Source organism: Zobellia sp. 1_MG-2023 (assembly GCF_030549125.1).
GTDB lineage: Bacteria > Bacteroidota > Bacteroidia > Flavobacteriales > Flavobacteriaceae > Zobellia > Zobellia russellii.
Window position 1 is genome coordinate 13,384 of sequence record NZ_JAUOSY010000001.1, and the last position, 21,027, is coordinate 34,410.

The window sequence follows — 21,027 nt, forward strand, 5'->3', positions numbered from 1 at the left end:
AAGGTTAAATTTTATTTAAGGATACTTCTAAGGAATCACCCTCCTGTATTAAGGAACTCTTAAAGACATGTCCGTCATTTCCAACTACTCTAACACGAATCTTTTTCCCCTCTCTAAGAACTTTAATATGGAAATCAGCCTTAAAAGCTTTTATATGATTTAGTTCCATCTTATCCCATGTACTAGGTAATCTAGGAGTTAATCTAAAACTCTTTAGACCTATAGGTACAATACCGAACATACCTTCAGTAAAAACACGACAATACAAACCGCTCTCCGCTGATAGGTGCGCCATATTTCCCTCTGGAAAGGCCTCCACTACATAAGGTACTCTGTCTCCTAATAAGCGTTTTTCCGAAAACTCTTTCAATTTTTTCAGTGATTGATCAGTAGCCCCAGCAAGAAAAGTTCCTCTGAGTGCGTATAATGTTCCTCTATCCCAAAAGACTTTGGATATTTCTAAGTTTTTTTCGTTTTTCTCTACATGAACTCCATTATCCGTCCATAACTTTTCAAAAAGAGATTCTATAGTTCCTTCTTTTCTGTCAAAAATTTGCACAACCAACGGAAGACAAATCCAATGTCTTAGGTTTTCATGCTCTTTGTAATATTTGTAAGTTTCCAGACCATCAATAGTTTCCCCAAAATAAGATTCAATGTTCTTTCTTAATTTAACCGCAGCCTTTTTATATTCACGGATTTTACTATTAGATTTTCCTAATGAAAGCCCGAGGTCAACGGCTAGATTTAACGCTCCATAATATAAACAAGATGTAGATAAATTAGCATTACCTGTTTCAATCCTTCCTTCCATTTCATCGGACTCCGAAACTACCACGCCATTTTCATTTAGGTTTCTCCTATTATACTCCAAACACCATTCTATTAAAGGCCACAGCTTTCGAGCACCCTCTTTATCTCCCGATGCCAAGGCAAACTGTGCGGCACCATAGGCTATCATTGCCGCATCACCACGGTCCAAAGTACTGATAAGGGCATCACCTTCCATTTCAAATGAATATCTTATATTTTGATACTCCGGATTAATTTCCTTCGTATACAGGTTGTACATATTCATTGCCGCCCGATTGCCCAAATCATAACCTAGATACGGAAAAAAAGGATTTACGTATTCTGCTTGATCGTTAGCCCAAAAACCAACATAGTAACGCCCACCTCCCGGAGAATGAACCATGCCTAATTTTGATTCGAATATGCTCTCAGAAGCACGAATTTTAGAAAATTCAAATAATGTATTTAAAGTTGAATCTGGTGTTACAAGCTGCAACGAGCTTTTCATTTTATTCAAAAAAATTATACGCTGCTGATAATATTCATCCTTGTGAATAGTTAATTTTGGTTCGTCATTCATCCTTGCGGATACATATACTGAAAATAGATATGATTCCCCTCCAGCTATACGGATATCCTCTGTGAGATTGCTTGTGCCATTTATTTCATATTCTCCCTTCACCCCTCTTAAGTAACGAGTGTTTTGGGTGTTTCTCCCAACAAAATGTACCGTTGAATCAGTAGTATTAATAAGCTCCCATTGTTCAACGAATAGACGTTGGTCCGTTGACGGAAAAAATGTGCGAACCAAAGCTACTCCCTGTTCGGGCTCATGCTCTATTACCAGTGTTCCGTTAATTCTAACATTTCTGACCGCGCCTGGTGTATAAATTTTTTCTTTCAATATTAATGTAGGTAAAATATCATCAGAAAAAGTATGGGATAAATAAGCCCGGTAATGCTTCCAATCCGGGTCATTGGTTTTAATAAATGTCCTTAGTTGAGGAAAAAATACCTGCCTTGAAACCGACAACTGTTTTTCCTTATCTATACTATAGGAAACTATGGCCGATACACGTTTACCAGACATTTCAATATTATCGTCATACGGTATATTTTTTCCCTCGGAAAGATTTAACTTAATCTCATTCTTATTTTCTATTGTCCAATGTTGAGAAAATTGAGCAAACTGAAATTGAACAACGAGCAGAAAAACCAAGGTCACTAAATTATTATTCATCCTAACTATATTATCTATATTGAATTATTTTATTTCCAGTAACATCCAATTATTGTTTACCACCCCATCAAGTACATTTTCAATACATAAATTCCAACTAATAAAACCCACAATATTTCCGTCTTCACCAACATGGTCATCACTTGGAGCTAATGGTTGGCCAGTATCCGCATTATAGTTCTCATGGGTAGTTTTGTACTTTTTAATATCGGTCAATAACAAATTGCCCACCGTTTGTGCCAACCAAGCCACCTCATGGTCATATCCATAATTTTTTAATCCTATTGAATAGATATAATTGGCTATAGGCCATACAGGTCCTTGCCAGTTTGAAAAGGGTACAATAATATTCTTGTTGTTATAATCAGGGTCTTGTGCAGAAAGAGTTCTAAAGCCATACTTCGCCTTCATATGATTCTCATTTAACAAATAAGTCTCTATCATTTTGCTCGCGTTGGGTTTTGAAACAATGTTGGTCACCAATGGTAAAAAAGAGGAAAACGTAACCCTTTTATAGAAATCACCTGTTTCTCTATCTACCGTATAAAAAATTGAATCGTCTTCTGACCATAGGATTTTATTAATGGCCATCTTTAGTTCTGCAGCTTTTTGTTCATACAAAATAGCGTCTTCCTTAATCCCTAGCTTTTTTGCTATTGCAGACTGAGCCAAATATTCTTTGTATTGCCATGTGCTTGCATCCGGAGCCAAAAAAGAACGTTTATCTTCTATGAAATAATTAAGCGCCGGGTTATTGTCCGCTCCACTCTGCATGGCTATATCCCAGAAAAATAAACCGGTAACACTATCTCTCTGTGTTTTCTCTCTATACTCCAAAACCCTTTTAATCTGATTATAGTGAGGTTTTATCCATTCAAAGTCATTCAACTTTTTAGAGGCCAGGTAGACTCCTTGAGACAAAAAAGGTTTCATTGCAAACTTCCCAAATATAGGGCGAGGTCCGTTTATTGTTGCGCAGCCGGATACATAGCCCTCTTCATCAATTCCCTTTATTAAATTCAACGCCCAAAACTTTAGATATTCAGGTTTATCTTTACTAACAAAATAATTGCCCATAAAAAACCCATCCCAATCCCACATTTGTTTATAGAATCCGGCCGGTATCAGGTATGGATACTCTAAATAGCCTTCTGCTGGCTGTATGACCTTATTGCTTAAATGCTTGAAATTTTCATTTAAATGCGAATAGATATTCTTCAGTTCTTGCTCGTTAGAAGCAGATAATGCTATAGTTTCTTTTTGCGCTATATGCTTTTCGGGTTTTTCTCCACAACCGTTTAATAGTATTCCAAATACACAAAACATTACAAACAATGTGGAAGCATATATTCTTTGTTTGACCAAATCTGTCTTTCTATAGCGTACACTCATATTTATATCAACTTTATTTTAAAATTCTATCGAAACCTGTTTATTACAGCTTCTAAATTTTTCACAACTGCAGGATTTTCATCAGCTATATTTTTTGTTTCCGATACGTCATTATCAAGATTATACAACTCAATACTAGTTGAATCAGTCTTAGAATCTTGGATAGTTACCAGTTTATAACTTCCTGAACGAACTGCATGTCTTGAAATACTTGTCTTAAACTCCCAATACAAAAAAGGATGTTGTTTTTGTTGGTCAACATCACCCAACAAAGTAGGCAAATATGATATTCCATCCGTTGACATGGGTATCTCCTGCCCTGACAATTCACATGCAGTTGGCAAAAAATCCCAAAAAGTTGTTACCTGCCCCGTTTCTCCCGCCTTGATCTTTCCTGGCCACCTTGCTATAAACGGCACTCTAATGCCACCTTCGTATAAATCTCTTTTCATCCCCCTTAGTTGCCCATTACTGTCAAAAAAATTCAATCGCCAACCGCCCTCTTGGTGCGGTCCATTATCGGAAGTGAAAACGACAAGTGTATTTTCTTCAAGATTATTTTTCTTCAAGAATTTCAATATTTGTCCCACATAAGTATCCAACCTGGTTATCATTGCTGCTCCAGCTTTTTTTTCTGAAGGCCATGGTTCTTTATCGTAAATTCCAAAATCCGGTACTTCCATACCGTGCTCATCAATTAAAAAACTTTCATTGTTCGCATGGGGTATGGTGTAAGCGAGGTATAGAAAAAAGGGGGTATCCGCATCCTTTTTTATAAAATCCAAAGCCTTTTGAGTAAATAAATCATTAGAATACTCTTTCTTTTCTACAGCGGCATTACCAATACCTACAGCGTAATTGGTACTATCTGAAACATAAATCACCTTATTTTGTAAAGGGAACTTTTGGCCATTCTCCATAAGATAGTCCGGATAATAGTTATGTGCCCTAATCTGATCATAGTATCCAAAAGAGTAGTCAAATCCTTGTGCATTAGCATAACCAGTTGTACCTACATTGCCCAAACCCCATTTCCCTACTACTCCTGTTCGATAACCTGCATTCTTAAGTACCTCGGCTACGGTAAGATCATCATCTTTTATAGGCTTTTCCATAGATTTTATTGTTGTATTACCCATATGCTGACCAGTCATGAGACTATTTCTAGATGGTGCACATACCGTAGCACCTGCATAGTGTTGGGTAAAACGTAATCCTTGAGAAGCCATACGATCAATATTTGGTGTTACCATCGTTTCTTGACCGTAACATCCTAGATCTCCGTATCCCAAATCATCTGCAAGAATGAAGATAATATTAGGCTTTGACCCCTCTACTTGCCCGTACACAGAACTCGTAGTTTTGCTTGAACAAAGACAAGCCATAATCACTATGTATACAAGAATTATATTTTTCATACTAATTTTTTAAAGGAGCAACCAATTTTTCAAAAGGCAGAAAATCTTTCATTTTATCGGTTTTATATTTTACGTTCAATTGATTCTGAATCTTTCTATAATAGTATTCTATCTTCACAGTATGTTTACCTTTAGATAGCTTTATCTGAAAATCCTCAGCCACCTTACTTAACTCACTTCCTTTAGCTACGAGGTTGTCATCTATGAAAATATTGCAAAGACCATCATCTGTGGTAAGTCGCAAGGTGTAATTCTCATTCTCTGGAATATATATTTGTCCTTTAAGTCTTACCGCATAAGGATTGTAAAGTCCATAAAATCTAGTATCTATATGCCCATCTCTTTCTACTTTGGCAAAGAGTTCTCCATTTATTTTATCTAGACGATTACTACTCATAAAGCCTGTGACACCCTCTCTAACCACATTCAATCCCGAAAAATCTGGTACACTTTCCCAACCTTCCTTGGGAATGGGACTAAATACTTCATACGAATAGGCTGGCTCTATTTTTTGAAAGTACTCCTGCTGAGGATGCCCCAGTGGTGCTCCTGAACTAGTAAAGGCCTGCACGGTAAGAACTCCACTTTCTTTAAGTTCAATGGAATCTTTATATGACTTTGCTTCTCGCATTTTAGGCAGATTCCAAGAGTCCGAATAGTGCCATTTGAAATCCACTTTCTCCTTTGACTCAAACTTTATTGTGATTTTTTCGGTAAATCGTTGGTCTTCTTCATTTGCCAGACCACTTACTTTTGTTTTTACTGGATTAAAAAGACTAGAGTACAACTGATCTGTATTTTCAAGTGTTTTTAAAAAGTTATTGTAATTCGTATCTATATGCCCGTTCCAAAGATGAGCGGCCAATACTGGTACTCTCTTTCTTAAAACAGGAATAACCTTGAAGTGATTTTGCTCCCAGAAAGAGATCTGTCCTCCCATAATTCCTTCATCACTATCCACCTCAATATCTTCTATAGAATCATTCCAATGCGACCATTTTTTCAGATTCCAATCATATGCTTTTCTAATCGTTGGGGCAAAGTTCATAGCCCCTACCATATACCATGGCACCCATGTAGAGTTGACAATTTTATAACCGTTGTCCAATAAGTTTTGAGGATGATTATACGTAGTATTCCAAACGATAATCATAATATCCTTATCCACCGTAACATGTTTGGACCCCGTACCATGAAAACCTTCCCAAATAATAGTCTTTTTCCCCGTTGCCTTTACCATATGGTTCATTCGGTTTATAAAGTGGCAAAAAAGTTCGTTTGCATCCCCATTGGCCGCTTCCTTTAAGTTGTGTTTTAAGGTATACTCATCGTATTCCGGGACCTTTTTTAAGTTTTCCAAATACACCTCATCACCACCAACATGTATATATGGACTCGTATAAAACACCTCAGCAACTTCATTAATAATTTCGTTCATAGCCGTGTAAGTAGATTCTTTGGCCATATTAACCACATATAACGGTTTTGCCTCGTTAGTTTGCTCATCTACGCTTCCAAAAACTTCGGGATAAGTACTCCACAAAATACCGGAATGACCAGGAACCTCAATTTCAGGAATAACTGTTACTCCCCTATCCTTTGCATATTCCACTAGATCTTTCAGTTCTTCTTTGATATAGAACTCTCGACTACCATCCGAATTTGTTTTATTTACTTTTGAAAATTTTTCCAAAGGAAATGTAAACCGCTTGTTATCCGTTAAATGAAGACTTAGATACTTTATTTTATAAAGCCAAAGCAAATCTATGGTCTCTTTAATAGTTTCTATAGGATGCCAGAACCTAGCGAGATCTAACATTACAGACCTAAAGTCAGAATTGGGACTATCCGTAATAGAAACTCTTGGTATTACACTTCCACCCTTAGAAACCCTAACCAATTGTACTAAACTAGCAATAGCATTGGCCACCGCTTCATAATTTTGCCCTTCAACTTCAATTTTCCGGCCTATCCTAATCGTATGGGTGTTTTCATTTAGTTTCTTGTTAATGCGAAGAAATATCTTACTACTATTATCCGAGCCCGTTCCCAGTTTCAAGTCTGAATCAGAAATATGATTTACATAATTGACTAATATTTCAGCTAGTGGTTTTAATTCAGATTGATCAGCATGAACTAGAATTGGCCCGCTTAATTTAAAATAGCCCTTTGGTTTGGTAACTTCTTTAGGGCTAGGAACCAAATTCAAAATTTCATTATGTGAATTTGTCGTTTGAGCTTCTCCAAAAAGAGTCCCAAAGAGCAAAAAGAATAGACTTAAAAAGAATGTGTTTTTCAGTATCATGTTTTATTTTTTGAACAAGTGAGCATACTCTGTTTGTAACCTACGGGCTACATCTATAGTCTTACCCATAGGGGCAGTAGGGTATATTTGATGAGAACGAGTCCACTTATAATCCATCTTCCTTACTTCTGCGTCAAAGGCCTTAGAATCAAAATCCATACCCATGGTCAAGGATTTTTTTAAGTAGTTAACAAATAGCTCCCATCTAGGTTTATAGTACCCACTAAAAAGACCATTCCACTGTTTACCCGCATAATCCCTTAGTCCACCCTCTGGATAAGGCTGCCAAATTGTAATTATGGTTCTCGCATTCCATTCATAGTATGATTTCTCTTCAGAGGTAGCACCCCAACTTTTGGCATCTTCCAACCATGTTCCTAGTAAGAAGTTTTCATTAGTTCCGGTAATGGCCTCGAGATCATCCAATAACTTAAACAAGTGCAGAGCACTTTTGTTAAGCCTTTGCAGGTCCTTTTCTTGATAGGACACACTTAAATCATTGATATATTTATGCGTTAGACTAAATAGCAATTCTCTATATACATTGGTAACATCAAAATTATAAGTTTCAACAGCCTGTAGTTCATCTGCTGCATCAAGCAGAAAATTACCAGCCTTGGCCAATTTGTAGACATCAAAATCCCATGCAAATGGGTCTTCTTCAGTTATTTTAAAATCTTTTCGTACATGCCTAATATCTTCTTCACTACCTGCCTCAAAAATCATCAATCTTGGGGTAGTGATCAATGGAGACCACATAGTTCTGGTTCTTCCGTAAACCGACTCTTCCAAAAGTTTCCAGGCCTCTTTTATGGATTGATTTTTTGTTCCGTAACGGACTGCAGCATAATTCTCAACCCACTGTTTTACGTTAACCCTTTCAGTGTTCCAAGCCTTTTCAAAAATAAAATCCTGTACTATGGGGTTATAGCCCAAACCTTCTGGAATTACTCCAATACCCTTAAGATTGTTATCTATTTCCGATGTAAAAGCTACTTGAAACTGTCTCTGCATCTCTTCAAGATCACCGCTCATATTTACTTTCTGATCTTCATTACATATTACATTCCATATCCAAGGTTGCCCAAAAAAGGAATCGGTTTTGTTCCATGTTGGATTTTTTTCTCCATAAAGATCTAGTACCAAGGCCTTGTTTTTTGGAATTCCGTTTAAAAACGCCTCCCCTCTTTCTTTAGTCCAGAATTGTTGTCTGAAAAAAAAGAACCAACCTTGTAGAACCCATGTTGCTTTGGGATCAGCTTGGGCCATAGAGCTATAGACACTTTCGCTAACTTGTTTTAAGAATTCAGGATCTTTAGAAGGAGGATCTACCTCTATAAAACAATCTGCATCATACAGATGGTCTGTTCCATAAAATTCAGTCTGTTTCTTTATAAATGCTGTTCCTATTTTTTGAAAAAGTTCATCTGTTGGATCCAAGAAATAGGTTCCCTCCACACCGGCCCAGTCTTCAATTTGAAAAATATTGGCATCAGGATATAGTTCTTTTAGTGCCTGAGGAACGTGACCCGTAAATGCCTGAAGTACAGGTTTCATCCCAAGGGAACGCATTCTTTTCAATATTTTTAACTGCAACTGCTTTCGTTGCTCGATCCAATTTTGAGGTAAAGGCCCTCCCATACCATCAATGTTACCCATCCAACCCCATGGAAGGTGAGCAGGTCCTACAAAAAAGTCATCAATTTGTCTTTGCCCCATTCCAAGGTCTTTAAAAACTTCTTGCCAAACCGCTTCTTGCCCAATCATAGCCAAAGGCATATTTACACCCTTAAGAGCCATATAATCGATCATATCTTCCCACTTATCCCAATTCCACCATGGCATGGTATAGCCATAAGTGCAATAATTGAATAAATAGCGATAATCAAAGGGAGTCTCTTTTATAATTTTAGAGGTTAGTCTTGGAAGCCTTTCCGGTAAATTAAGTTGGTTGTAGTTTAACGAAATTTGGGCATGACAGTAATTTTTTAAATACCAGTCAAGACCAGATGCCATTGCCACTGCACTATTTCCAGAAATAATGATTTTGCCACTTGTTCCATTTTCTATTTCAAAAATATCTTTGTTTTCAGATGCAGTTATTTCCTTAAAAGCGAAAGATGTGATATGCTTGGGCAAAATGCGACTTAAAATACCATATGCGGCGTGTTCCGCATCTGAATTTCCAACTTGACCATAAGTAGTAATAGTAATTAACAGTAATAGTGCACTAACGAATTTTCTCATAAACTATAAAAACTTTAAAGCTATAGGCTTTGTAATAATGGCAATTTGGATACCCACAAACATTAAATCATTACAAAAGGCTCATTGACAGGCAACATAATATAAGTTGGGGAACCCCATGCAACAAGCCTTCTCAACTAACTAAACAAAAACACTAATAACTGAATAGAACAGGACCGTCTTGAATGGTCGGTTCCATTTTTACCGTAGGAGCATTCTTAGCAAACCACAATGGGTCTCCAAATACGTTATCAACTATATTCACTCCCTGAATAGCAGCTTCAAAATTGGCCTGATTGAAGTTTTGCATAGTCTCACGTGGATATCCGATTCGTACAGGGTACCCCTTTTCTTTGTTTATTCCTATGTCAAAAAAGTCCAATTTGGGAAACCCTGTTCTTCTAATCATTGAGAAGGTGTTTATACTTTGACCAAACTGAGCTATATATCGTTGGGTAATAATTTGCTCCAAAGCATTGGATGGATTAAAAATCACATCGGACGAAGTCAAATAAGTGTCAATCATAACTGGATCAATTTCTAGTTGTTCCATATGCGCCTTAATACCATCCTGATATGCCTGAGCTGCCGAAATCCCTGTCTCAATACCTTTACTGGCTGCCTCTGCCTTAATGAAGAGCAACTCAGAATAAGTCATAATAAATCTCTCTTGAGCTGTGGTATAGGTTTGGGATAATTGGCTTACCGAATCCAATGCAACCCTTGTATAACCACTAGGGTTCTCTTCATCAAAAGCGGGAGGAACGCCAGTGTATGTCTCACTGTCCGAATAACCCGGTGCCGGATCAAGAAACACCTTAATTCTTGGATCTTGAAGATTTCCAAGAGTATTGACAAAACCGGTAACAGCTATAGGTGAATTAGCGCTATTCTCGATATATTGAGCAAAAGGGTCTGAATAAGAACCAATAGTTGCCTCCCATGTCATACCAAAATTATCCTCGTTTCCTTCTAATAAAGGGTATTTTTGTGCATTCCCGAAAATGGTCTCCAATTTGGGTTTTGCAAAGCCGCTATCCACATCCGAAATTCTTAAAAGAATTCGAACTTGTAAAGAATTAGCGAATTTCTTCCATTTTAGTAAATCGCCGCCAGCATAAGCATCACTTTCTCCGTTTAGGGCTACACTAGCTTCACCGGACAAATCAAAGGTCTGGTTTGCTTCTTCTAAAAGACCCAATACCGATTTTAAAATTTCCTCTTGTGTATCAAACTTAGGCTTGTTATACCTTTCTTCCTCCGATATTTCACCGAATTGGGCATCTGAAAAGGGAATAGGGCCCCAAAGTTCGGTCATATTACCATATATCCATGCCTTAAGGGTCAACGCCACTGCCTTATAGTTAGGTTGCGGAGATTCTTCTGTATTATCAAGAATCCTTTCGATTAGAGGTATGGTCTGGGTAACCAAATTTTGGTAGACCCAAAAATCATTAATATCCTCTCTTGGATTAGAAGCTACAAAATCAGTAGGGGCCGTTGTATTGGTGTAATACTGTACCCATTTGGCCGCACCTTTGTTATTACTATTAATATTGTCTAACAATTCTCGAGCAGCAAGAATCTGGGCTCCCAATAATAAACTTTCGTTACTACCTACTACTTGTGCATTGGGGTTTGTATTTATTTCCTCGAAATCATCGGTACAGGCCTGCAGTAAAACCATTGTAAGACCGACCATCACTATATACTTTATATATTTCATATCGCTATATTTTAATTCTATTAGAAACTAACGGACAAATTCATTCCAAAACTCTTTGTGTTGGGCAAAGACCCCGTTTCAAAACCAGAGCCGTTATTGAGGCTTCCCATATTGGCCGTTTCAGAATCTATACCGTCTAAATTGTTCTTGATCAACCAAAGGTTTCTACCTATTAGGGAAATATTTACATCGGCCAATCCTAACTTTTTAGTAATCTTACTATCTAACCGGTACCCGATAGAAAGTTCTTTTAACTTAATGTTCGTAGCATCTCTCATTAAAGCCGATGTAGGATAATTAAAGTTGGCATAAAGGTCTTGTGTACTAATTGCCGTGGTATTTGGCTGACCGGTTTCTACATCTATTCCATCAAAAATAAAGCTTCCTCCATCATCTGTACTTTCTCTTACGGCTACACCATTAATGTTATCACCAGCACTATCCGGGTTTAATCCGTTCAAAGACATATACTGGTAAGTAGTAGAAATAATCTTTCCTCCATACCTGAAATCAAAAAGAAAATTAAGATTGAAGTTCTTGTAATTAAAACTGTTCCTGATACCTCCTGTCCAATCTAAAGGAGCCGAAACACCAAGGTCTCTAGTCCCTCTCCACTGGTTGTGCATAGGAAAGCCATTTCGGGTAAGCACCTTACCAGTTCCATAAATATTGTTCTCTGCACTATATCCGAAGTTATTGAAATCATCTGCCATGTTGGGAACATTGGCCAGAGCATCTTGGGTGTCCCTGAAATATTCAAACCCAACAATATGTCCATAGGGCTTACCATTTGTAGCCCGTATTTCTGGGCCGAACCAAGCGGCTATATGTTTAAAATCAACCAAGTCTTCGGGAAATCCTGAAACACTACCCCTGTTTCTTGACCAGTTCATGTTCAAGTCCCACCTAAAATCTTTGGTTTCAATTGGGGTTACATCCAATTTAACCTCTATACCCTTATTGGTAATAGTTCCTGCATTTATAAATGCGAATCTTGCCCCACGTTCCCATGCATTTTCTACTCGAATAAGCTGATTGCTAGATTCATTATTATAGTAAGCTACATCTAGCTTCACCCTAGAATCGAACAAATACAGTTCTCCTCCCACTTCAAAAGATGTTGATTCCTCCGGAATTAAAGTAGTAGCAGGTATTACATTATCTATACCTGCAACAGGTTGTCCATTAAAGGCATTGGAACTACGAGTAATAAACCTATCTAACGCATAAGGCTGCGTATCATTACCTACTTTTGCCCAGCTTGCCCGTAATTTACCATAACTAAGAATCTTATTCTTAATATTAAGGGCATCAGTAAAAATAAAACTGGTTGAAGCTGAGGGGTAAAAGAATGACCAATTATCCTTTGGCAAAGTAGAAGACCAATCATTTCTCCCCGTAAATGTTGCAAACCAATAATCATTAAAATTGAATTCTACCGAACTGAAAACACTATTGACTTCCTTTTCAGATTTTGCATTATTAACCGTAGCAGGTTTGGCCGAATTGCCCAAATTATAAATTTCTCGCACTAATAAGCCCCCATCTGTAGATGCGAATTTACTTTTACTCTTTTCATTTCTGGTGGCGGCCCCCATCATGACATTCACATTCAGGTTCTTTAGTACATCATGGTTTAAGTTTAACCTTAGGTCTGCGTTTACTTCTTTATTAAGGTCAAGTCCTTCTTGATAACTACCATTATTGAAAAGATGTTTGGCTTCTATTCTTTCATATTCAGTAGTATTGGTATCCTGAAATACATTGGCCTGAATAGATGCCCAATCAGTAACTGCATAATCCAACCCAACGTTAAAACTGAATCTTGTTCGTGTCAAAGGATTGACATTTTCATACAGGTCCCAATAAGGGTTAGGGCCATTTTGATAGAAACTTTTTTTATTGCCAAATTCATCCTTATAGTCCCTTAAATCTCTTATATCAATATTAGTAGGAATAAAAAGAGCCTGCCACATTCCCCCACTCCCAAAACCATAGTTGGTCCTGTTATCACTGTTCATTGTTGACCCTGTTGCTACAAAATTCAGACTAAGCTTCTCTCCCAATCTAAAGGTTGAATTAAAACTTCCGGTAATACGCTCAAGTCCCGTATTGGGAGTGATGCCCTTTATATCTTGGTGCCCCAAGGAAAGCCTTGCATTAGATGATTCAGTTACATGGGTAAGTGAAAGGTTTTGCTGATAGGTATGCCCCGTCTCAAAGAAATTATCCAGATTTTTTGCGCCATATGGCAACCAAGGCTTTACAACAGCCCCTCCTGTTTGTGGGTCCCATTGAGAAACAGGCTGACCAAGGTATTCCGGACCCCATAACCGAGTTTCAGATTCATTAATTCCAGCACCGTTTCCGTCAACATACGAATATTCGCCATTGTTACCCTGACCATATCGTAATTGAGGATCGGGTAAAATTAATGCAGACTGAAAGGTAGTTGTAGAACTTATGTTCACTCCCCAGCCCTTTTGACCCGATTTGCCCTTTTTGGTTGTAATCATAATAACCCCATTGGCTCCTCTTGCCCCATACAACGCAGTAGCACTTGCCCCTTTTAGAATACTGATATTTTCAATATCACTGGGATTAATATCTGATAATGGGTTTCCCAAATCTGATTGCCCGGTTGAAGATGTAAACAAACTTTCTGACAATGACCTATTGCTCAACAGCGGTAATCCATCCAGAACATATAAAGGTTGGTTATCCGAAGAAAGAGAGGTTACCCCCCTAATAAGAACTCTGGGAGATCCATCTACCCCATTAGAAGAACCAGAGACCTGAACCCCTGGTGCCTTAGCGGAAAGATTTAAAAGAACATTTGGTTCTCCTGTAGAATTTATCTCCTCTGCCGATATTGCATCTACTGCATAACCAATAGCTTTTTTTTCCTTTTTAATGCCAAGTGCCGTTACCACAACCTCGGACAACTCACTTGTATCGGGTTCCAAAGACACCGAAAGTTCCGTGCTGTTAGACACCGTTTTTTCAAGGTTGCTGTACCCTACATAGGAAAATACCAGAATCTGACCAGGCTTAACTTGTATAGCATACTTTCCATCCAAATCAGTTAATGTACCAGACTGTGTATTTTTAACATACACATTTACATAAGGCATGGGCATATCAAACTCATCTACTACCACACCTGTAACCTCTAATTTATCTGAGGCTTCTTCCTGCGCAAAAATGTTTTGCACAAAAATCAACTGGCAAAATATCAGTGCCAGCAAAAATTGTTTTTTGGTTTGTTTGTTCTTCATACTTGGTCTTATTTAAGTTATCTGTTAGTCATTTATAACCCGTTAATAAATGTTACCCATGTTTATTTATTGATTGAGCTTTTAGACGATCTGAAATTAAAATGAAGAAGTCTTTTGCACTGATAAACAAGTATCAAATACTGATAAAATCGTATCAAACAGCCTTATTACAAGATATTTACACAATCATTTCGTTAAAACTGTAAAAAAAGAAGAAGGAATTGATGTAGACTAACCTTTTCTATATACCCGAATTGAGAATAAAAACTAAATTGATTTGAAGAAAGAAATAATAAACTGTTTGTAAGCCTATTACCAAAACTAAGTTTGATATTAGAGTAGAATACCCTAAGTAAAAAGGTGACCTAATAACTTTAAGAACAAGAGACAATAGTAATCTTTACTTCTTTATTAGGATTGTAAATATTCCTTAGGGCTGCACCCATAGGTTTCCTTGAAACATCTAGAAAAATAACTGGGTTCTTTAAACCCACAAAGAAATGCCACTTCGGAAATTTGCAATTTGTTTTCTTCCAATAGCTGTACCGCAAATTTTAACCGTATAGATTTAATGAAATTATTAGGTGTTAAACCGGTGAGCGCTTTCATTTTTCTAAAAAGCTGAGCCCTACTCACCCCTATTTCAGTTGCCATGCGTTCTAAAGTAAGATTCTGGTCTTGAATATGCTCTTCTATATACTGTTTTAACTTTAACATAAGAGTTTCATCTACTGAGGTAACGGTAACTCTTGATGGCTCCAATATCTTTTCATTTTGAAAAACCAATCTTAGCTTTTCCCTGCCTTTAATCAGGTTTGCTATAGTAGCCAGAACAATATCCCGGTTAAACGGTTTGGTAAGATATACATCCGCACCAGATTGTAAACCGCTTACTTTTTGAGAATCAAAAGTTTTAGCGGTGAGCAATATTATTGGAATATGACTCGTATCAAAATTGTTCTTTACTTGTTTACAAAGTTCTAACCCACCCATTTCTGGCATAACCACATCGCTCAAAATTAAATCCGGTATCTCATCTTTAATCAGCTCAAAACCTTCAATACCATTGGTAGCCGTAAATACATTGTAATGTTGCTCTAAAATATCTTTTAGATACATTCGCAACTCGTCATTATCCTCAACAATTGCGACGCTATGTTTCTTATCGTTAACAATTGTATTTTCTGTGTCCCTCAGAATTAATGTACTTGGCTTTTCTAACTCCTTATCTTCAGTAGATATAGGTTGATTCCCAACTAAAGAAGTACTGTAAATATCCTCATTTTTAGGAAAAACTATAATGAATGAAGTTCCCTTATGCCGCCTACTTTTAATTAAAATTGTACCTGAGTGTAATTCGGTCAGCTGCTTTACCATATAGAGCCCTATTCCTGTTCCAGAATTTATAGTATTATCCTGGTAGAATCGAGTAAAAATTTCCTCAAGGTTACTTTCCCTTATCCCTGTACCGTTGTCCACTACTTTTATGTATATATGGTTTTGCAATTCTTCCAACTTATCAGTTCCGCATATAACCTTATACCTATTCAACTTTTTTGTTTTCTGAGGATTAAAACATCTTAAAGAAATTCTCACCGTTCCCCCTGCAGGAGTTGCTTTAAAAGCATTAGACAAAATATTGTAAACTATCTTTTCAATTTTATCCTGATCATAATACATTGGCAATTTACTGGATGGCAATTTTACCTTGAACCTTATCTTTTGTTGAACGGAATGAAAAGCAAAAGACGCCGTAATAGATTCGATTGTCTGAACTATATCCGCGTGAACTACCTTAAGTTCCAGTTTTCCATATTCATACTTTCTAAAGTCCATTATTTGATCAATCAATCTTTTTAGCCGATCTACATTGTTGTTCAAGACATTAAAGAGTTCGGGTTTTTTACTATAAATTTCCTTGTGTGACATCAAGGTTTTTATAGGATCTATTATCAAAGACAAAGGTGTTCTAAGTTCATGTGATAAATTGGTAAAAAACACTAGCTTAGATTCATAAAGATCTTGCAGATTTGCCTGTTCTATTTCTTTAATTTTTAATGCGTTGTTCTTATTATGATTCTTTATCAAAATACGAGTGAAAGAAGCTATAATAGTCAAAGTTAGCAGCACCCAAAATAACATCATATACCATGTATTATACCATGCCGGGAGTATCTCTAGGTCTATAGTAAGTGGAACTTTGTTCCAAACCCCATCATTGTTAGTGGCCATAAGTTGAAAGCTATAAATTCCTTTGGGCAAATTACCATAATTGATTGAACGCTTGTTTTTGAGTTCAATCCAATTATCATCAATCCCTACCAACTTGCATTTATAATGATTACTTAATGGATGTAATAAATGTAAAGACGCAAACTCAAAGCCTACTGTGTTCTGTTTTGAAGATAACGTTAGTGACCTAGTATAGGTAACTTCTTTATCTAAAACGTCATTGGCCACATTGTTATCCAACAATTTTCCGTTTACATATATTTTTGTTAAAACTATGTTAGGCTTAAAACTACTTTTTTCAAAATTTGAAGAAGGGTCGTAAATATTTAAACCATTGGCGCCTCCAAAATAGAGTTTCCCTTCGCTATCTTTATGAATAGCATTACCATTAAATTCTAATGATTGTAAACCATCTTTAATTCCAAAGTTCTCAATTCCTCCAGTATTAAAATCGTATGAGAACAAACCATTATTAGTACTTGCCCATAAATGGTCTTGAGTTCTATTATAAAGCAAACCATAAACGTAGCTATTGGCAAGGTTAGATGGGGCATTGATTCTATTTGCAGAAAAAAGAGGGGCTATTTGCTTTTTTTCTAAATCAATTTTACAAACTCCAAAGTTAGTGCCGGCGAGAATGGTACCATCAACAATTTCGGTAAGAGAATAGACCCCATAATTTTCAAAATATTCTTTGTAATCTGACGCTACTGTTATCCTTTGAAAATTTAAAGATTTACCTATATACTCGGAAAACAAGTATGGATTATCGTAATCATTTAAGTCCAAAAAAGCAACGGTCCCATTTAATGTTCCCATCCATATCCTTTCATTACTGTCCAACAACATTGAGTATACTATTCTCTTATCTAAGATAGTCTCAATGTTGGTATTAGTTATTTTTCTTAGATTTTGCTCGCCAGTATATATATAAAGACCGCTTGAAGTACTAATCCATACATTACCAACTTTATCCTCCAAAATATGATATACTTCTTCTTCATGAAGTAGAGAAGGTTTCACTTCATTGAAATATGCCTCAATATCTGAGGTTTTCATATTGTCTCCATCTAAAATATAAACCCCTTCTTGCGTTCCTACCCAAATATTGTCATTGGTATCCTCAATTATGGATCGAATTTGTCCCATCCGGCCATTTTCATCCGGATGAACATTTATGGAAAACTCATTTTCATTTACAAAAAGTCCATTCCCTCTTGTCCCTATCCAAAGTCTACCATTTTTATCTTTAAGTATAGAATGAACATTGGATACATCTTCTTTTTTGGTGGAACAAGTTAAGTTTTCAATCAATTGGAATCTGTTGCTTTCTGCAACTAACGTGTTTACCCCAGCATCGCTTCCAACCAATATCATACCGGATTCATCTTCACAAAGAGTTCTAATAAAATCGTTTTTTAAAACATTTTTTTGACCAATCTCAAACCTATAATTTTGCCATTGAGCAGTTCGCTTAACATATGAAAACACACCATTGCCCTCTGTCCCCAACCAAACAGTTCCTCTAGAGTCTTCCAAAACCACATTCACCCTTTTCGTTGGAGGCCAATTGTTATATAATTCTGCAATAGGACTTACAACAATTTCATGATTACCGTCAATTGATTGTACCTGTATATCTATAAAGAAAAAACCCCTTTTAGTAGATAAAAGAATATGCTTACTCTTGGTTACATATACAGAATATACATCAGTAAGCTCTTGATTTTCATAAGACAAGACGAACTTAACCGCTCGGTTTTCATTTTCCAAAAGCGAAAAAATCCCATATTCGGTGTTCACAATAACTCCTTGGGAAGAGTTGACTATATCGGTCACTCTTATTTTTTCTATTTTTCTCCCTTTTATGAATAAAGGAATTTCTCTAGCTTGAAATAAACTGTCCTTTTCTGTGAATAATAACCCGCCTCCGGTTCCAATCAACAACCTATTGCTGGAGAGTTTTAATAATGACGTAATATCATTACTTAACTCTTTATTTGTATTTGATGGAAAGAGCTGTTGAAATACACCTGTCCTCGTGTTCAAAAAATTAACGCCTCTTTTGGTTCCAATTACCAATTCGTGACCATATCTTATAATATCTGTTACCCATGGATTACTTAGCCCTTTATTATCGCTAGATGATGCTGAATAGACTTCTGCATCATATCCCGAATATCTAAACAAGCCATCCATTTTACCTATCCAAATAAAACCTAAACTGTCCTTGCAAATGGATGACACCACATTATCCGTAATGCCGTTTTGATCATTTAAAGTTCCTACTTCATAAGCAGGATTTTGACCATATGTAAACAAAGTGAAGAATAAAAAAAACGTAGTTAAACCTGTTTTTATCTTGTGCGAGTACTTTGTATATAGAATAAACCTGACCATTAATTTGCCAACAACATTTTTCAATTCCTTTATAAAAACACCAAAGCGCTATAATTCAAATGAAGAAAATCTACCAGAAGATTATGGTGTTGAAATTACGCTTTAAGTTTAATGTAGCAAAAACTGTCTGCAGAAACTATCTACTTGATGAAATTTGAAAAACTATTTGACAATTTTCATTTAGAGGCACTCTTATTCCCATTTTTAACAAAAAATGAATCCTATTTTATTGGCATTGAACTCAACAAAATTATTAGGAATACATAAAACTAGATATGATAAACCTATAAATGTGTAGAATCAAAATCGCCTTCTAGTTTTAGAGGAGGAAACAATTGTTTTAAACGACGTGATTGTTTACTTTAGGCTTGAAGAAAATTTAATATTAATACAGTAAACAGTCCGGTAAACGGTTTTAAAGTATATATCTAAAATAGTGCTAAAATTCGGGCATTTTTTCAAACTCATAACCCGAAGGTCGCTGGTTCGAGTCCAGTCCCGTTACTAAGTAAAAAGGCTTCTGATTTTTCAGAGGCCTTTTTTTATGCCTCGTATTTCTTTTTTTTATACGCTATGCGAACAAAAAACACCACCTACTAAGCGTTTGTAAAGGTATATTATACGTATAATAATTTCTTATTTTCCTATATACATTGGCAGTATCCAAGATTTGAGTAAATTACAGTTAAAAGAGATGTATAGCAACTAGTTGCTTTATACAATTGTTGTAGTGCATTTAACACCAATGAAAATACTGAAATACATATTTGGAATTTTATTAGTCATTTGGGGACTTTTAATTGCGTGGACTAAGTTATTTTCTGTTGGACTTCATTTTCCTTTTCTAACCGTTTTGACAATTGTAGCCATAATTTTAGGGATTAGTAAACACAGGAAACATAATCTGATTTTCTTTATTTCGGCTAGTCTCTGGATATTATTTAGTGCTGAAACAATTGGATTTGTCATATTCTTTGATTCGGGCAACTATGAAAGAATGATAATCGGAATTATTCCACTTGTTCTGGGAATTGGATTTATTATTTCAAGCCGACCAATGGAAAAATGGATTAAAAACCTGAACACAAGACTTCTAATAATTCCTGCTTTAATAATTATCGGAATATGTTCTTACGCATATAAGCCGAGTACTGATGAAGTAAATTGTTGGTATTATTTTGAAAACACGGAATCATACAATGTTCGGTTTGCTCAAGCACCTGATTACACATTTGAAGTAAGACTTTCTTCAGAAGAAGTGAAAGAAAAAGTAAAAAAAGATGGACTTCAATATGCGAGTACAGCTGGACATTATTGTCCTGAAACTAAAGTAAGTGTTGTGACGTGTTTTGGAAACGTTATCTCGGCAAAAGTAATGTCCTTTAGAAATAGCGAAATAGATAAAAAGGTTGTATTTAATAACCCAGCGAAAATACCATTGGATAAGGTTCAGGGTAAAATTGAAATTCTTAAACCGTTTATGTTGAGATTATGGAATTGAAAAAAACGCACTACAATCGAGTAGACGGCTCTCCTAATTAAAGGAGAGTGCGCCTCTCACACCACCGTACGTACGGGTCTCGTATACGGCGGTTCGTAAATCATCAAACCAAGGCTCTTTCCACCCTTGGCACTATCTTCTAATTTAGGCATAGGCTACAACCTGTGCTCCTATGCGAATTTCGAAGAGAATTACGTTCGGTCCTTCCTTACCTGTGAGATCTCTAGGGTAATGCCCTAGCTCATTGCCCGTAAGTACTATGACCTCTGCTGACTTCTCCATGTAGCTACACGTAGCTTTGGAGACCTCCCCAGGTAAGAACATCTTCTTTCGCTCAATAACCGCCGTATCTACATAATCATCCTTTTGGTTCTCTTGGGGCGTTACAATGATGTGCTTGCTTACCCAGATGAACATGCCTCTGTATACGGTTCCTGTTCGTCGGTACCGAGTTTTGCAGTCTCGCTTTCTTCAGATGTAACTTCGCAGTTACCAC

Annotated in this window: 10 protein-coding genes; 1 reads left to right on the forward strand and 9 read right to left on the reverse strand. The window is 36.5% G+C overall.

The window, feature by feature from the left end; translation table 11 throughout:
• Positions 1–4 precede the first annotated feature (4 nt).
• The 8 genes from Q4597_RS00045 to Q4597_RS00080 form a co-directional block, all read right to left on the reverse strand.
• A complete protein-coding gene (locus Q4597_RS00045) occupies positions 5–2,032 on the reverse strand; it encodes a six-hairpin glycosidase-like protein (protein WP_303404289.1) in 2,028 nt (675 codons plus the stop codon).
• A gap of 24 nt (positions 2,033–2,056) precedes the next feature.
• The gene (locus tag Q4597_RS00050; protein WP_303404290.1) at positions 2,057–3,424 is read right to left on the reverse strand and encodes an MGH1-like glycoside hydrolase domain-containing protein; all 1,368 of its coding nucleotides are present in this window, start codon (positions 3,422–3,424) and stop codon (positions 2,057–2,059) included.
• A 26-nt stretch (positions 3,425–3,450) separates the two neighbouring features.
• Positions 3,451–4,842 carry an arylsulfatase gene (locus Q4597_RS00055; protein WP_303404291.1) on the reverse strand — a complete coding sequence of 464 codons (1,392 nt, stop codon included), beginning with the start codon at positions 4,840–4,842 and terminating at the stop codon, positions 3,451–3,453.
• A 1-nt stretch (position 4,843) separates the two neighbouring features.
• Positions 4,844–7,147, reverse strand: a complete 2,304-nt coding sequence (locus tag Q4597_RS00060; protein ID WP_303404292.1) for a family 20 glycosylhydrolase — start codon at positions 7,145–7,147, stop codon at positions 4,844–4,846.
• Between the two features lie 3 nt (positions 7,148–7,150).
• Positions 7,151–9,394, reverse strand: a complete 2,244-nt coding sequence (locus Q4597_RS00065; RefSeq protein WP_303404293.1) for an alpha-N-acetylglucosaminidase — start codon at positions 9,392–9,394, stop codon at positions 7,151–7,153.
• A gap of 154 nt (positions 9,395–9,548) precedes the next feature.
• Positions 9,549–11,120 carry a SusD/RagB family nutrient-binding outer membrane lipoprotein gene (locus Q4597_RS00070; RefSeq protein WP_303404294.1) on the reverse strand — a complete coding sequence of 524 codons (1,572 nt, stop codon included), beginning with the start codon at positions 11,118–11,120 and terminating at the stop codon, positions 9,549–9,551.
• A 20-nt stretch (positions 11,121–11,140) separates the two neighbouring features.
• The gene (locus tag Q4597_RS00075) at positions 11,141–14,398 is read right to left on the reverse strand and encodes a SusC/RagA family TonB-linked outer membrane protein (protein ID WP_303404295.1); all 3,258 of its coding nucleotides are present in this window, start codon (positions 14,396–14,398) and stop codon (positions 11,141–11,143) included.
• Between the two features lie 411 nt (positions 14,399–14,809).
• The gene (locus Q4597_RS00080; protein WP_303404296.1) at positions 14,810–18,952 is read right to left on the reverse strand and encodes a hybrid sensor histidine kinase/response regulator transcription factor; all 4,143 of its coding nucleotides are present in this window, start codon (positions 18,950–18,952) and stop codon (positions 14,810–14,812) included.
• Positions 18,953–19,775: 823 nt separating this feature from the next.
• On the opposite strand from Q4597_RS00080, the gene Q4597_RS00085 reads away from it, so the two are divergent.
• On the forward strand, positions 19,776–20,531 hold the full coding sequence (locus Q4597_RS00085) for a hypothetical protein (RefSeq protein ID WP_303404297.1): 756 nt from the start codon (positions 19,776–19,778) through the stop codon (positions 20,529–20,531).
• A gap of 144 nt (positions 20,532–20,675) precedes the next feature.
• Here Q4597_RS00085 and Q4597_RS00090 read toward each other — a convergent pair whose 3' ends face one another.
• The gene (locus tag Q4597_RS00090) at positions 20,676–20,948 is read right to left on the reverse strand and encodes a hypothetical protein (RefSeq protein ID WP_303404298.1); all 273 of its coding nucleotides are present in this window, start codon (positions 20,946–20,948) and stop codon (positions 20,676–20,678) included.
• Positions 20,949–21,027 lie beyond the last annotated feature (79 nt).

Coding starts and splice junctions, on each gene's coding strand:
- Q4597_RS00050 (WP_303404290.1), bottom strand. CDS start 3,424: ATGAGTGTACGCTATAGAAAGACAGATTTGGTCAAACAAAGAATATAT.
- Q4597_RS00090 (WP_303404298.1), bottom strand. CDS start 20,948: ATGTTCATCTGGGTAAGCAAGCACATCATTGTAACGCCCCAAGAGAAC.
- Q4597_RS00055 (WP_303404291.1), bottom strand. CDS start 4,842: ATGAAAAATATAATTCTTGTATACATAGTGATTATGGCTTGTCTTTGT.
- Q4597_RS00045 (WP_303404289.1), bottom strand. CDS start 2,032: ATGAATAATAATTTAGTGACCTTGGTTTTTCTGCTCGTTGTTCAATTT.
- Q4597_RS00060 (WP_303404292.1), bottom strand. CDS start 7,147: ATGATACTGAAAAACACATTCTTTTTAAGTCTATTCTTTTTGCTCTTT.
- Q4597_RS00065 (WP_303404293.1), bottom strand. CDS start 9,394: ATGAGAAAATTCGTTAGTGCACTATTACTGTTAATTACTATTACTACT.
- Q4597_RS00085 (WP_303404297.1), top strand. CDS start 19,776: ATGAAAATACTGAAATACATATTTGGAATTTTATTAGTCATTTGGGGA.
- Q4597_RS00075 (WP_303404295.1), bottom strand. CDS start 14,398: ATGAAGAACAAACAAACCAAAAAACAATTTTTGCTGGCACTGATATTT.
- Q4597_RS00070 (WP_303404294.1), bottom strand. CDS start 11,120: ATGAAATATATAAAGTATATAGTGATGGTCGGTCTTACAATGGTTTTA.